Genomic DNA, 13408 nt, shown 5'->3' with positions numbered 1-13408 from the left:
CCCCGCCGAGGTGGTCTCGGCGGGGTGTGGGGCGTGGTGGTCAACCCGGCTCGGTGCCGGTGTCGTCGCGGACGTAGGTGTGGCCGTGCGGGCTGGTCCAGGTGTACGCCGCGGGGCCGGTGCGTTGATAGGTCCAGGCCGAATGGGTCTTGAGGCGGTGGTGTCGGCGGCACAGGGCGGCGAGGTTGGTGGTGTCGGTGGGTCCGCCGGTCTCCCAGGGGACGATGTGGTCGAGGTCACAGGCTCGGGCGGGTCTCGTGCACCAGGGGAACACGCACGTGCGGTCGCGGAGGATCACCTGCTCGCGGAGCCGGGCCGAGGGCTGGTAGCCGTCGCACTCGATCGGCTGGTGGAGGTCGAGGACGGGTTTCACCACCACCTGGGTGTGCGAGCGGGTGCACCAGTGCCGGACCTGGTCGAGGGTGGTCAGGGTGCCGGGCTCGAGCCGGGCGACCGGGTCACCCTCGGTCAGGTGCACGTGCAGGACCACCTGCCGGGCGGGTGCGGGTGGGGTGCCTTGGTTTCGAGACGGTTGCTGCGCAACCTCCTCAACCGGCGGCGACGCGGCCAGGTCGAGCGACAGCTGCGTGCGCGCCAGCTCTCCGACCGCGGCGGCCCGCCGGGCATCGAGGGACTCCTCGGACCCGAGTGTCTGGAGCGTCTCGGCGCCGTGGGTGATGGCGGCACCGAAGTCGAGGGCGTCGGCGAGGTCGAGCTCCGAGGTGACCCGCATCGTCCCCGCGAACGAGACCTGCTGGTCCTCGATGGTCACATGCCTACCGTCGGCGGCGAGCCGGGCCGTCTCGGCGGCGCGGGCGGGTTCGTACCGGGCGATGGCCGCGTCCACCAGCCGGTCCACCGCGGTGGTCGTGGTGCGGTGTGCGAACGGGGTCAGCTGGGCGTCGACGTACGCCGCCGCCTGGGGTGACAACCCGGCGTGGATGGTGGTCTCCGCGACCCGCCTGGCCCGCCACGCCGGGAGGTCACCGGCCTGGACCCGGCGCCACAACCTCGGGAGCCGGTGCCGCAGCTCGAGGGCCTGGCCGATCAGCTGCTTCGCCGCGGTGGTGGACAGGCCGAGGACGGCACCGAACTCGGGAATGCAGAACTCCGCGACCAGTGGTGCGCCCGGGCCGGCGACCGGCTCCTCATGCTCACCGCCACCCGGCACCGTGAACGCGGCCGCATCCGACACCGTCTCGGGAGGGTGCAGGTCGGCCCACTCACAGGCTGCGACCAGCAACTCCGCCTCCGCGCGATCAGCCGCAGCCCGGCGGGAACGCGCGAACGCCAGCACCGCGGATGCGGTGTCGGGGAGCTCGCTGGTGGTGATCGCCATACGAGAAGCCAACCAGGGACCACCGACATTTCGGCGTCCCGATTCGGGTGCCTGTGGATACTCGGGGGTCTTGGTTTCGAGGCTCGTCGCTGCGCTCCTCGCACCTCAACCAGCGACCTCCTCGCACCTCAACCAGCGACACAGTCCAGCCAGCGAGTGCATCTACCCGTCGGCGGGCTGCTCATGGCGGGGCGGCCCGGGGTCGTCGTACGCCGGCCGCGGATCGTCGCCGCGCAGCGCCTCGAGCTGGGCACACACCGCGACGCCGAAGAAGAGGGAGATCGACGAGAGCAGGCTCCACACCAGCAGCGCGACGACGCCTGCGAGGGGGCCGTAGGTGCTGCTGAACGACCCACTGACGTTGACGTACGCCGCGAGCCCGGCGGCCGCCGCCATGCTGAGGACCACCGTGATCGCGGCTCCCAGAGCGAGCCACGACAGCGCCGGCTGGCGTCGTCGTGGGGAATGGTCGAAGAGCACGGCGATGGTGACGACCAGCATCACCAGCCCGACCGGCCAGCGCACCAGGTTCCACGTGGCCCGTTGCCCGGTCGTCCACCCGTACTCGCTGACCATGGCGTCCCCCAACGCGCCGCCGGCGACCAGCAGCAGGAAGCCGAGACCGACGGGAACGGCCAGCAGGGCGGTGAGGACCGCCGCACGGCCGTACTTGCGGAGTGCCGGCCGGTCGCGCCGGATGCCGTAGATGCGGTTGCTGCCGCGCTCGACCTGGCCCATGGCTGTGATCATCGAGACCACCGCGAACGCCAGGCCGAGCGCCAGGGCCAGCTCACCGCCCTTCTCCGAGCCGGCGGTCAGCGCGTCGACGAGCGCGTCGTCTCCCCCGGAGGCCGGCGACACCGCGTTGATGGTCGTCGCCACCACCCGGGCCGAGCGCTCGTCGTCGATGTCGGCGGCCAGGCCGGACACGGCCAGCATGAACGGCACCACCGCGAGACAGGTCTGCAGCGCCAGCGCCCGGCTGTTGGTGAACCCGTCGCCGTACCGGAAGCGCACGAAGGAGCTCACCAGGATCGTGCGCAGGCCGTGGCGCCGAGCCAGGTGCCAGGCGTCCTCGGCGTCGAGCTCGTCGCCGTCCATCTCGGTGGTCACCGGGACGGTGCGCGCCGTGGTCATGTGCAGACTCTATGTGCGGGAGACGGCCAGCCCTGGGTGCGAAAAGCAGGACCAGACCTCAGAGAACCCGCAGCGCAGTCTCAGGCTGCTCACAGCCCGGTCGGGCATCGTCGAGGACATGAACGAGACGCCTCCCCCCAGCTTCTACGGTCAGTCCGGTCCCGACGAGAACCGGACCAGCGCCTTCGGTCCGGCACCCGCGACGCAGCCCACTCCCCAGCGCGAGGTCACGCCCCGAGACGGGCACCGCCGTGGAGCGGGCTTCGCGGCGGCCGTCATCGCCGCGTCCCTGGTCGTCGGCGGCGGGGCAGGGTTCGGTGGCGCCGCGGCGTACGACGCGTGGCAGGGCGACGACACGAGCAGCTCCTCGACCACCGCCACCCGCACCAGCCAGGTGGTCGACCAGGGCTCGACTCCCGCCGAGCCGGGCTCGGTGCAGGATGTGGCCTCGTCGGTGCTGCCCTCGGTCGTGAAGATCGAGGTCGTCGGCAGCGGCTCGGCCGGGTCCGGTTCGGGGATCGTGCTCAGTGAGGACGGCACCATCCTGACCAACAACCACGTCGTCGACGCCGCCGGCGAGGACGGCTCGATCACCGTCGCCTTCAGCGACGGATCGCGGGCCGACGCCACCGTGCTCGGGACCGACCCGCTCACCGATACCGCGGTCATCAAGGCCCAGGATGTCTCGGGCCTCACCCCGGCCACCATCGGCAAGTCGGCCAACCTCGCCGTGGGCCAGGGCGTCGTCGCCATCGGGTCGCCCTTCGGCCTCGACGCCACCGTCACCAGCGGCATCGTCAGTGCCCTCGCGCGGCCGGTGAACGTCGGCTCCGACGACGCCGGCAACACCACGACGTACCCCGCGATCCAGACCGATGCGGCGATCAACCCGGGCAACAGCGGCGGCCCGCTGGTCGACATGACCGGCAGCGTGATCGGCATCAACTCCTCGATCCGCACCGCCTCGGGCGCCGTACAGCAGGAGGCCGGTTCGATCGGCCTCGGCTTCGCGATCCCGATCGACGAGGTCATGCCGATCGTCGACCAGATGATCAAGGGCGACACCCCGACCCACGCGCGGCTGGGCATCAAGGTCTCCGACGCGTCGCGTGCGCAGGGTCAGCAGCCCGGCCTGTCCGGTGGCCAGGAGAGCCAGCCCCCGACGGGCGAGGTCGGCGCGCGGGTCGAGTCGCTCACCGAGGGCTCCACGGCCGCGGACGCCGGGCTCGAGTCCGGTGACGTGATCACCAAGGTCGACGAGACCCTGATCGACAGCGCGGACGACCTCGTCGCCACGATCCGCTCCTACCGGCCGGGCGACAAGGTCACCGTGACCTACAGCCGGGACGGCGACGAGCACACCACCGACCTGACGCTCGACTCCGACGCGGAACGGGCCGACTCCTGAGTCGCCGCGGCTGAGTCACCGCGTCCTGGCCCCCCGGGACGTCATACGGAGAGTGGACCCGCTCCCCGATCCGTATGACGTCCCGCAGGGGCTGCTCAGGTGCCGGCGAGGTTGACCACCGCGTTGGCGGTGATCGCGCAGCCGGCGACGGTGACCGCGCCGGCCACCACCAGCGGGCCGACCCGGGTGGCGTGGTGCAGCCAGCCTCGGGACGCGAATCCACGCAGCACGAAGGTCCTCCCCCACAGGGCGACCAGTCCGACCGTGAACAGCACCACCGCCATGCCGATGCCGAACGTGACCACCATGAGCAGGGCGAAGCCGCTGCGCCCGCTGAAGATCCCGGTCACCAGCAGCAGGAACGCGGCCGGTGAGGGCACCAGCCCACCCGAGATGCCGAGCAGCCACAGCCCGGGCCGGTCCGCTTCGGGACCGTGCCCGTGCCCGTGCCCGTGCCCATGTCCGTGCCCGTGATTCGCGGCGCGACGCCAGCGCCACAGCATCCAGACGCCCAGCACCACCACCACCAGGCCGGCGACGACGCCCAGCCCACCGGTCAGCGCGTCCAGCGGCATCCAGTCGGCCAGGGAGAGGAACGTCCAGGCCAAGGCGATCGCCAGCGAGGAGACGGTGTGCATCACCGCGACGCTGCCTCCCAGGTACGCCGCGTCCCGCGCCCGGCCCCGGGACCCGACCAGGTACGCCGCCGCGAGCGTCTTGCCGTGCCCCGGCTGCACGGCGTGGGCGACACCGGCCACGAACGCGACCAGGAGCGCCGTCGGCGGGAAGCCCGGCGACTCGGCGAAGCCGATCATCCGGTCGGCCAGGGCCCCCGGGTCGAGGTCTGACCAGGTCATGGCGCCGGGCGCCGCCGGCGCAGGACCAGCACGACCGCGACCAGGGCGGCGGCTCCGCCGCCTGCCCACGCGAACAGCGTCAGGGCGCCACGCTCTGAAGCATCGGCGCCGGCCGGCTCACCGACCAGCTGGAAGGAATGGCTCTCGGACTGGGCGCTGTAGACGTGCGTGGCACCTCCCGGACCCGTGGCGAGGGTGCGGTAGGCCGGGTCCACGTCGAGGAGCATCTGCGTGCGGATGTCGACCTCTGACACCGGCTCCGGGCAGGCGAAGTCGACGGCTGCACCCTCCGCCGCCAGATCCTCCACGGGTGCGACCTGGCCGGCGCACGCCGTACCCCCTTGCTCGACGGCCATCCGCTCCAGCAGGTAGGCGCCGAACTCCGTGGATGCCGCCAGGGCCTCCGCGTCACTCTCGTCGGACTCCTCGGGCACCAGCGCGCCGTCCTTGTAGACGTAGGTCCGAGGTGACTCCAGCAGGTCCAGACGCAGGGCGAGCGAGGTCAGGTCGTCGGCGGCCGCGCTCCACTGCAGCCTGACGGTCGTGTCGTCCTTCCGGCTGATCGCGAGCGTCTGCGGGTCGCCGAACGGGTGCGTCGCAGCCGGCTGCGCCGGGACGAGCACCAGGGCGACCAGGGCGGCCACCGCGAGGACCGTGCGTCGCAGCGTCGAGCGGATGCGGAGAGAGGACATGGATCCTTCGGGGGCGACGGCGAGCGGGCGCTCCAGGGCGAGCGGTACGAGGAGTGTCGAGGACCGATCCAACGGGGCCCGACGCGCACGTGTCCCTCCAGTGCTGCGGAGATGAACACCTGGTCTCGGAGCTCAGCCGACTCGCTTCTGGAACTCCGCCAGCCTCGCCACCGGCTCGAAGCCGAGCCGCTCATTGACGCCGATCATGTGGGTGTTGACCTCGGCGTTGAAGGTGGTCAGGTGAGTGATGTCGGGACGCAGCCGCTGCAGCTGCGCCTGGTTCGCGACCTTCACGGCCAGGCCGAGCCGGTGGCCGCGGTCGGCGCGGCGGACGAGCGTGCCCCACTGGTAGGCACGGCCGGGTTCGTGGATGGTCGTCACGAGGTCGGTGTAGGCCACCACGGTGCCGTCGGAGTCGAGGGCGGCCGTGTGGAAGCGCTCGCGGCCCTGCCGCACCTGCTGCTCCTCGGCCTCGCGCAGGGCATCGACGTCGACCGCCTCGTCCTCGAGCTCCATCTCCCCCGTCGGCGACTCGGTCATCAGCGTGGCCGACAGCTCCAGCCAGCTCGTCACCAGCTCGTCGGGCACCGCACCGACCCAGCTGCGCAGGGTGTACGACGCGTGCGCGTCGGCCGCCTCCGCCGCCAGCGCGACGAGCAGGTCGTCACCCACCGGCAGGGCCAGCTCGCGCTCCACGTCGCTGAGGCCGAAGGTGTAGCCGTGCCCGTGGGCGAACGCCACGGCAGGCATACCGTCGCCGGCCGGGCCCGCCGCGTACGGGTAGGTCGCCTCGGAGTCGAGCCGGGTGCGGCCGTGGCTCCGAGCGACCTGCTCCAGCACGGCCAGCATCGCCGTGCCATGGCCACGACGCCGGGCCTCGGGCAGCGTGTGCACCTGGACCAGTGCGGCGTCGAGGTTGTCGAGCAGTGGCATCGCGACGAAGCCGGCGACCACCACGCGACCGCCCTCGAGGCCCGCGTAGCCCGCCGACCAGCGACGCCGGCTCGGCTCCATCGACACGCGCAGCTCGGGCAGGGCCCAGCAGGCGTGGAATCGACCGACCTCGTGCACGTTGGCCGCCAGGTAGGTTGCGTGCCACCGCGAGAAGAGGTCCTCGTCGTCGGGGCTCACCGGCACGATCTCGAGACTCATCGCGCTCGCTCCACTCGTCCCTCGTCCCAGACCGGACCGTCGGACTCGTAGACCGAGCCGTCGGCGCCGTAGACCAGGAACCGGTCGAACGAGCGGGCGAACCAGCGGTCGTGGGTGACCGCGATGACCGTGCCGTCGAACGCCGCGAGACCGGCCTCCAGCGCCTCCGCGCTCTGCACGTCGAGGTTGTCGGTCGGCTCGTCCAGGAGGAGCAGCGTCGCCCCGGAGAGCTCGAGCAGCAGGATCTGGAAGCGGGCCTGCTGGCCCCCCGACAGCGACTCGAAGGCCTGCTCGCCGGCGTGGGCGAGCTCGTAGCGGTCGAGCACCCGGGCGGCCTGCTCGCGCCCCATGCCCTGCCTGCCTCCGGCGGACCCGTCGCCGCGATGGAGCACGTCGAGCAGCGTGCGGCCACGCAGCTCGGGATGCTCGTGGGTCTGCACGAACCAGCCCGGACGCACCCTCGCACCCAGCTTGGCCTTCCCGGTGTGGTCGACGGGCTTGATCGGCACCTCTCCGACGGGCCGGTGCTCGACGTCGGGGTCGCTGCCGCCGGCGGCCAGCAGTCGCAGGAAGTGCGACTTGCCTGAGCCGTTCGAGCCGAGCACGGCCACCCGCTCGCCGTACCAGACCTCGAGGTCGAACGGCCTCATCAGGCCACGCAGCTCGAGATCGGTGCAGACCACGGCCCGCTTCCCGGTCCGGCCGCCCTTGAGGCGCATCTTCACCTGCTGCTCGCGCGGCTGCTCGGTCGGCGGCCCGGCCTCCTCGAACTTGCGCAGCCGGGTCTGCGCGGCCTGGTAGCGGCTGGCCATGTCGGAGTTGTACGCCGCCTTCTGCTTGTACATCAGCATCTGCGCGCGCAGCTTGGCGAACTCCTCGTCCCACCGCTTGCGCAGCTCCTCGAAGCGCGCGAAGCGCTCCTCGCGAGCCCGGTGGTAGCTCTCGAAGCCGCCCGGATGGGTCCACACGAGGTTGCCGGCGCTGCCCAGCTCGACGGTGACGATGCGCGTGGCGGTGTTGGCGAGCAGCTCACGGTCGTGGCTGACGAAGAGGATCGTCTTCGCCGACTCCCGGATCCGCTCCTCCAGCCAGATCTTGCCCGGCACGTCGAGGTAGTTGTCGGGCTCGTCGAGCAGCAGCACCTGGTCGGGCCCGCGCAGGAGGTACTCCAGCACCAGCCGCTTCTGCTCACCGCCCGAGAGAGTACGCAGGTCGCGGTGCCTCGCTCGGTCGTACGGCACACCCAGGGCAGCCGTCGTACACACGTCCCAGACGACCTCGATGTCGTAGCCACCGGCGTCGGCGAAGTCGGAGAGCGCGCCGGCGTAGCGCATCTGGGTCTTCTCGTCGTCGTGCTCCATCAGCCGCAGCTCGCAGGCGTCGACCTCCTCGGCCGCCCGGCGCACGTCGGGCGGCCCGACCGACATGAGCAGGTCGGCGACGGTCTCGTCGGCACCCCCGTGTCCGACGAACTGCCGCATGACGCCCAGCCCGCCGCTGCGGGTGACCGCGCCCGCGTGCGGCATCAGCTCGCCGGTCACGATGCGCAGCAGCGTCGTCTTGCCGGCACCGTTGGCGCCGACCAGCGCGACCTTGGCGCCGTCGCCGACTCGGAAGCTGACGTCGTCGAGCAGCACCCGCCCGTCGGGCAGCTCGTAACGCACTCCGGCGACATCCACGTGACCCACGACCGACCATTGTCCGGCACCGGGACCGCTCTTCGCACCACGTTTGTCCCGGGCGACCCGCGCCCGGCCACCACCGACCCGACATGATGCGTGTAGACGACGCCGCGAGAGAGGCTGGAGCAGATGCAGCTCGAACTGTCCGAGGAGGACCGGGCATTCCGGCAGGAGATGCGCGACTTCTTCACCACGCAGGTCCCCGAGGAGATCCGAGCGACGGTCAGGGAGGGACGCGAGCTCACCAAGGACCAGCTGGTCGAGAGCATGCGGGTGCTCAACGCCGCGGGCCTCGCCGTACCCCACTGGCCGGAGGAGTACGGCGGCCGCGCTTGGTCCGAGCTGCAGCGGCACCTGTGGTTCGAGGAGATGCAACGCGCCGGCGTGCCGACCCCGTTGGCCTTCAACGCCTCGATGATCGGGCCGGTCCTGGCCCAGTTCGGCTCGGAGGAGCAGAAGCGGAAGTTCCTGCCGAAGACCGCCAACCTCGACATCTGGTGGGCGCAGGGGTTCTCCGAGCCCGACGCCGGATCCGACCTCGCGTCGCTGCGCACGAGCGCCGTGCGCGACGGGGACGACTGGGTGGTCAACGGCCAGAAGACGTGGACCACCCTGGGCCAGCACGCCGACTGGATCTTCACGCTCGTGCGCACCGACCCCGAGGCGAAGAAGCAGGCCGGCATCTCGATGCTGCTCATCGACATGACGACGCCCGGCGTCGAGGTGAGGCCGATCCAGCTGATCGACGGCGGCCACGAGGTCAACGAGGTGTGGTTCGACGACGTGCGGGTGCCGGGTGGCAACCTCGTCGGCGAGCTGAACGGCGGCTGGACCATCGCGAAGTTCCTGCTCGGCAACGAGCGTGTCGGGGTGGCTCCCGTCGGCGCGACCAAGCAGTCCCTGGCCCACGCCAAGGAGCTGGCGGCCGACGTGATCGCCGAGGATCCGCTGCTGCGTGCCCGCATCGCCGAGCTCGAGAACGACCTGCTCGCGCTCGAGCTGACCGCCCTGCGCGTCGCGGCGCACTCGGCCGGCGGGGAGCCGCACCCCGCCTCGTCGGTGCTCAAGCTCAGGGGGTCCGTGCTGCAGCAGGCCGTGAGCGAGCTGGTCGTCGACCTGGCCGGGCCGGGCTCGCTGGGCAGCGGCGCCGGCGACGACTCCGACCTCGAGGGCTGGGCGCGGCGGGCCACGCCGACCTACCTCAACCTCCGCAAGGCCTCGATCTACGGCGGGTCCAACGAGGTGCAGCGACAGATCATCTCCCGCACGATCCTCGGACTCTGAAGGGACCTGCACATGGACTTCACCTACGACGACGAGCAGGTCGCGCTCCGCGACGCCGTCCGAGGCCTGGTCGGTGCGGCGTACGCCGACTTCGAGAGCCGGCGCAAGGCCGTGGCCGGCGACCCGGGCTTCGACGAGAGCCTCTGGTCGCGGATGGCCGACATGGGGCTGCTGGGCCTGCCGTTCGCGGAGGAGGACGGCGGCGTCGGCGCCGGACCCGTCGAGATCGGGATCGTCTGCCGCGAGCTCGGCCGGGTGGTCGCGCCCGAGCCCTACCTCGCCTCGGTCGTGCTGGCCGGTGGCCTGGTGGCGGCCTGTGGCAGCCAAGAGCAGCGCGCCGAGATGCTAGGAGCGCTCTCAGCGGGCGACAGCGTGCTCGCGTTCGCGCACGACGAGCCGGGCCGCCGGTGGGGTCCGACGGCAGCTGCGGTCACGGCAGCGGCCTCCGACGACGGCGCGTCGTGGACGCTGACCGGCGTCAAGGAGCCGGTGCCCCACGGCGCCCGGGCCGACGTACTCGTCGTGAGCGCTGCGCTGCCCGACGGCGGCACCGGCCTCTTCCTGGTGTCCGGCGACGACGCCGACCGCACCGGCTACGCGGCGTACGACGGCAGCCGGGTCGCGCGCATCGGCCTGGACGGCACCGCCGCGACGCCGCTCGGGACGGCCGGCTTGGACGTCACCGCGAGCATCGCGACCGTGCAGGACATCGCCCGGGTGATGGCGGCCAACCAGGCGCTGGGCTCGATGCAGACCGCCCTCGCGATGACGACCGACTACCTGAAGAGCCGCAAGCAGTTCGGCGTCACGCTCAACACGTTCCAGGCGCTGACCTTCAGGGCGGCCGATATGTACGTCTCGCAGGAGCTCGCGGTCAGCATGGTCGACTGGGCGACGATGGTGGTCGCGCAGGGTGACCCCGACGCGCTGGCCGACGCCGCCTCCCGGGTCGCCCTGCAGGTCAGCCGCGTCGGCCGGCACATCGGCCAGGAGGCCATCCAGCTGCACGGGGGCATCGGCATGACCGCGGAGTACGCCGTCGGCGCCCACCTGGCCCAGCTCACCATGCTCGACCACCTGTTCGGTGACGGCGGGTTCCAGCTCGGCAGGCTGGCGTCGACGGTCACCGAGCACGGAGCGCTCGACCCACTCACCTGACCGCCGCTCGGTGAGGTGCGCCGCTGGCTGAGGTGCGCCGCCGGCTGAGGTGCGCCGCTGGCTGAGGTGCGAGGAGCGCCAGCGACGAGCCTCGAAGCCAAGGCGCCCCAGAGCCCACCAGGCTACGGAGCGCCGCCCTCGCTGATGGGCGCCTCGACCGACCTGGTGCCGGCGTCGTGCCCGACCACGAGCCGACTGCCGTCGAGCTTGCGGAGGCACTCTCGCACCACGTCCAGCTCCAGCTTCGTGTCAGTGGCGATGTCGGCGTCACGCACCACCACCGCCGGATCCCACTCGCTCGGTGGGACCTGATAGGGGTCGAAGTCCGTCTGCGCGGCCCCCCACAGCTGGAGGGCAGACTCGTAGACAACTTCCTCCGCCGAGATCTCGTCAGCCATGTCCGCGACGTTACCCGTTGAGTTGCGCCCCCGTTCCCGTTGAGTTGCGCCCCCGTGCCTGTCGAGTCGCGTCTCCGTTCCTGTCGAGTCGCCTCCCGCACCACGTCGGGTACGCCGACGCAACTCGTCGGGTACGCACGCGCAACTCAACGGGTACGCCGACGCAACTCAACGGGTACGCAGGCGCAACTCAACGAGGGAGGAGGCGGGTCATTCCTCGGCGGACTCCGCCCACAGGTTGATGCCGGAGTCGACGGCGTGCCGGTCGATCGCGGCGAGCTCGTCGTCGGTGAGGTCGGGGAACGCCAGCGCGTCGAGGTTGGTGTCGAGCTGCGCCACCGACGAGGCACCGATGACCGCCGAGGTGACGCGAGGATCGCGGACCGCCCACTGCAGGGCGAGCTGGGCGAGCTTCTGGCCACGACCCAGGGCGATCTCGTTGAGCGCGCGCACCCGCTCGAGCACCGTCTCCTCGAGTCCCGCGATCGAGGAGTCGTCGCGCGCGGCCCGCGAGTCGGGGGGCACCCCCTCGAGGTAGCGGTCCGTCAGCAGCCCCTGCGCCAACGCCGTGAACACGATGCAGCCCATGCCCTGCCGCTCGAGCTCGTCGAGGAGCTCGGGCTCGATCCAGCGGTTGAGCATGGAGTACGACGGCTGGTGGATGAGCAGCGGAGTGCCGAGGTCGCGGGCGATCGAGGCGGCCTCGGCGGTCCTGGTCGCGGAGTACGACGAGATGCCGGCGTACAGCGCCCGGCCCGAGCGCACCGCCGTGTCGAGGGCCGTCATCGTCTCCTCCACGGGGGTCTCCGCGTCGTAGCGGTGGCTGTAGAAGATGTCGACGTAGTCGAGCCCCAGCCGCGCCAGCGACTGGTCGAGGCTGGCCAGGACGTACTTGCGCGAGCCACCACCCTGGCCATAGGGGCCGGGCCACATGTCGTAGCCGGCCTTGGTGGAGATCACCAGCTCGTCGCGGTACGGCGCGAAGTCGTCCTTGAGGTAGCGCCCCATGTTCTCCTCGGCGCGGCCGTAGGGCGGGCCGTAGTTGTTGGCGAGGTCGAAGTGCGTGACGCCGCGGTCGAACGCACGGCGCAGGATCGCGCGCTGGGTCTCCTCGGAGCGGTCGTCGCCGAAGTTCTGCCACAGGCCCAGCGAGAGGAGCGGCAGCTTGAGTCCGCTGCGGCCGGAGAAGCGGTAGGCCATGGCGCCGTCGTGGACGTCGTACCGGTCGGGGGCTGCGTCGTAGCTCATGGCCCCAACCTACGAGGCACTCCCGAGCCGAAGCAGGCCGCATCTCCCTCGAGCGCTTGCGCGTCCCGGCTAGCGTGACGGCATGTCCTCGACCCGCCGTTGGGCGGGCATCGTCGCCGCCTGCACGGTGCTCGTCGCCGCGGGCTGCAGCGAGGACGACCCCGCCCAGGACACCCCTGCTCCGCGCACCGCTCCCGCGTCGTCGCCCCCGCCGCCCCCGTCCGCGACCCCGGCCCCCACGCCCTCATCCGTACCCCCGTCGACACCGACCCAGACGCAGCCACCGGTGTCCCCGCCCGAGCGCGAGCCCGAGCCCGAGCCCCGACACTCGTACGTCACGATCGATGCCCTCGACCTGCACGACTTCCCGGTACGCCGCTACCCCGGCTCCCCGGACGACGCGACCGGCACCGCCATTCAGAACGCCGGTGACATGGCCTCCCCCCGAGGGCCGCGCGGCGGCGTCGGCCCGGGCGAGATCGGCAACTTCCTCGTCACCGGACACCGGCTCAGCAGCTCCGCACCACTGCGCTACTCACCATCGTTGGAGCGGGGCGACCGGATCCGGGTGCGGTCGGGTGACGCCGTCTTCGTCTACGAGGTGCGCCGCACCCGCTGGACGTCGTTCCGGTCCGCGAGGTCGCTGGACGCGCAACGCGCACCCGTGCCCGGCCGCCCCGGAGTCGAGGCGAGGCGGCCCATGATCACGCTCTCGACCTGCGCCACCATCGAGGACCACGCCGCGGGCAACTACTGGGCCGACGAGTTCGACAACCCCGAGCACCGCATCGACAAGATCGGCGTGCTCGTGAAGGCGGGACGCGCCTAGCTGTGATGCCCAGCCAGGTTGTCCAACCGGGTGATGGGTGGAAGGCCACCGAGGGCTGAGTGGGGCCGGTGGTGGTTGTACTGGTGCAGCCATCCTGCCAGCGCGGCTCGTCTGGCGGCTTCGGAGTTGTAGAGCTTCTTGTAGGCCCAGCCGTCGCCCATGGTGCGATGGAGTCGTTCGATCTTGCCGTTCGTCTGGGGTCGTCGCGGTCGTGTGCGCTTGTG

Annotated in this window: 13 protein-coding genes; 4 read left to right on the top strand and 9 right to left on the bottom strand. The window is 71.6% G+C overall.

The genetic code is table 11. From position 1 onward, the window contains the following. Positions 1–40: 40 nt before the first annotated feature. Together ACP7BP_RS18700 and ACP7BP_RS18695 are read right to left on the bottom strand one after the other, a co-directional pair. Positions 41–1339: an HNH endonuclease gene (locus ACP7BP_RS18700; RefSeq protein ID WP_426246802.1), complete on the bottom strand. Its 1299-nt coding sequence runs from the start codon at positions 1337–1339 to the stop codon at positions 41–43. Between the two features lie 162 nt (positions 1340–1501). Next, positions 1502–2476, bottom strand: a complete 975-nt coding sequence (locus ACP7BP_RS18695; protein ID WP_426246800.1) for a YihY/virulence factor BrkB family protein — start codon at positions 2474–2476, stop codon at positions 1502–1504. Positions 2477–2594: 118 nt separating this feature from the next. Here ACP7BP_RS18695 and ACP7BP_RS18690 point away from each other — a divergent pair, with 118 nt between their 5' ends. Next, positions 2595–3884 (top strand): S1C family serine protease, encoded by a 1290-nt coding sequence (locus ACP7BP_RS18690; protein WP_426246798.1) that lies wholly within the window; start codon positions 2595–2597, stop codon positions 3882–3884. Positions 3885–3979: 95 nt separating this feature from the next. On the opposite strand, the gene ACP7BP_RS18685 is transcribed toward ACP7BP_RS18690, so the two are convergent. From ACP7BP_RS18685 to ACP7BP_RS18670, 4 genes are all read right to left on the bottom strand, one after another. After that, positions 3980–4741 (bottom strand): cobalt transporter, encoded by a 762-nt coding sequence (locus ACP7BP_RS18685; RefSeq protein ID WP_426246796.1) that lies wholly within the window; start codon positions 4739–4741, stop codon positions 3980–3982. Beyond that, complete coding sequence (locus tag ACP7BP_RS18680; RefSeq protein ID WP_426246794.1) at positions 4738–5433, bottom strand: hypothetical protein; 696 nt, start codon at positions 5431–5433, stop codon at positions 4738–4740. The genes ACP7BP_RS18685 and ACP7BP_RS18680 overlap by 4 nt, the downstream gene beginning before the upstream one ends. Positions 5434–5565: 132 nt before the next feature. Continuing rightward, the gene (locus ACP7BP_RS18675) at positions 5566–6585 is read right to left on the bottom strand and encodes a GNAT family N-acetyltransferase (protein ID WP_426246792.1); all 1020 of its coding nucleotides are present in this window, start codon (positions 6583–6585) and stop codon (positions 5566–5568) included. Then, on the bottom strand, positions 6582–8273 hold the full coding sequence (locus tag ACP7BP_RS18670; RefSeq protein ID WP_426246790.1) for an ABC-F family ATP-binding cassette domain-containing protein: 1692 nt from the start codon (positions 8271–8273) through the stop codon (positions 6582–6584). Before ACP7BP_RS18670 ends, ACP7BP_RS18675 begins: the two co-directional genes overlap by 4 nt. A gap of 123 nt (positions 8274–8396) precedes the next feature. Here ACP7BP_RS18670 and ACP7BP_RS18665 point away from each other — a divergent pair, with 123 nt between their 5' ends. Both ACP7BP_RS18665 and ACP7BP_RS18660 read left to right on the top strand, forming a co-directional pair. Next, positions 8397–9551 carry an acyl-CoA dehydrogenase family protein gene (locus ACP7BP_RS18665; protein ID WP_426246788.1) on the top strand — a complete coding sequence of 385 codons (1155 nt, stop codon included), beginning with the start codon at positions 8397–8399 and terminating at the stop codon, positions 9549–9551. Positions 9552–9563: 12 nt separating this feature from the next. After that, entirely contained in the window at positions 9564–10709 is a 1146-nt protein-coding gene (locus ACP7BP_RS18660) for an acyl-CoA dehydrogenase family protein (RefSeq protein ID WP_426246786.1), read from the top strand. Positions 10710–10831: 122 nt separating this feature from the next. Here the strand turns inward: ACP7BP_RS18660 and ACP7BP_RS18655 are convergent, their stop codons facing one another. Together ACP7BP_RS18655 and mgrA are read right to left on the bottom strand one after the other, a co-directional pair. Then, positions 10832–11107, bottom strand: a complete 276-nt coding sequence (locus ACP7BP_RS18655) for a hypothetical protein (protein ID WP_426246784.1) — start codon at positions 11105–11107, stop codon at positions 10832–10834. Between the two features lie 210 nt (positions 11108–11317). Beyond that, positions 11318–12355 (bottom strand): L-glyceraldehyde 3-phosphate reductase, encoded by a 1038-nt coding sequence (gene mgrA / locus ACP7BP_RS18650; protein ID WP_426246782.1) that lies wholly within the window; start codon positions 12353–12355, stop codon positions 11318–11320. 82 nt (positions 12356–12437) lie between these two features. On the opposite strand from mgrA, the gene ACP7BP_RS18645 reads away from it, so the two are divergent. Continuing rightward, on the top strand, positions 12438–13184 hold the full coding sequence (locus tag ACP7BP_RS18645; RefSeq protein WP_426246781.1) for a class E sortase: 747 nt from the start codon (positions 12438–12440) through the stop codon (positions 13182–13184). Here the strand turns inward: ACP7BP_RS18645 and ACP7BP_RS18640 are convergent. Continuing rightward, on the bottom strand, positions 13181–13408 hold a 228-nt coding region (locus tag ACP7BP_RS18640; RefSeq protein WP_426246779.1), incomplete at its 5' end, for an integrase core domain-containing protein. The two genes, ACP7BP_RS18645 and ACP7BP_RS18640, sit on opposite strands and share 4 nt — an antisense overlap.

The organism is Nocardioides sp. LHG3406-4 (assembly GCF_049897745.1).
Classification (GTDB): Bacteria; Actinomycetota; Actinomycetes; order Propionibacteriales; family Nocardioidaceae; genus Nocardioides.
The sequence above is the reverse complement of the archived record's forward strand: the minus strand, read 5'-3'. Positions and strand labels throughout refer to the sequence as shown.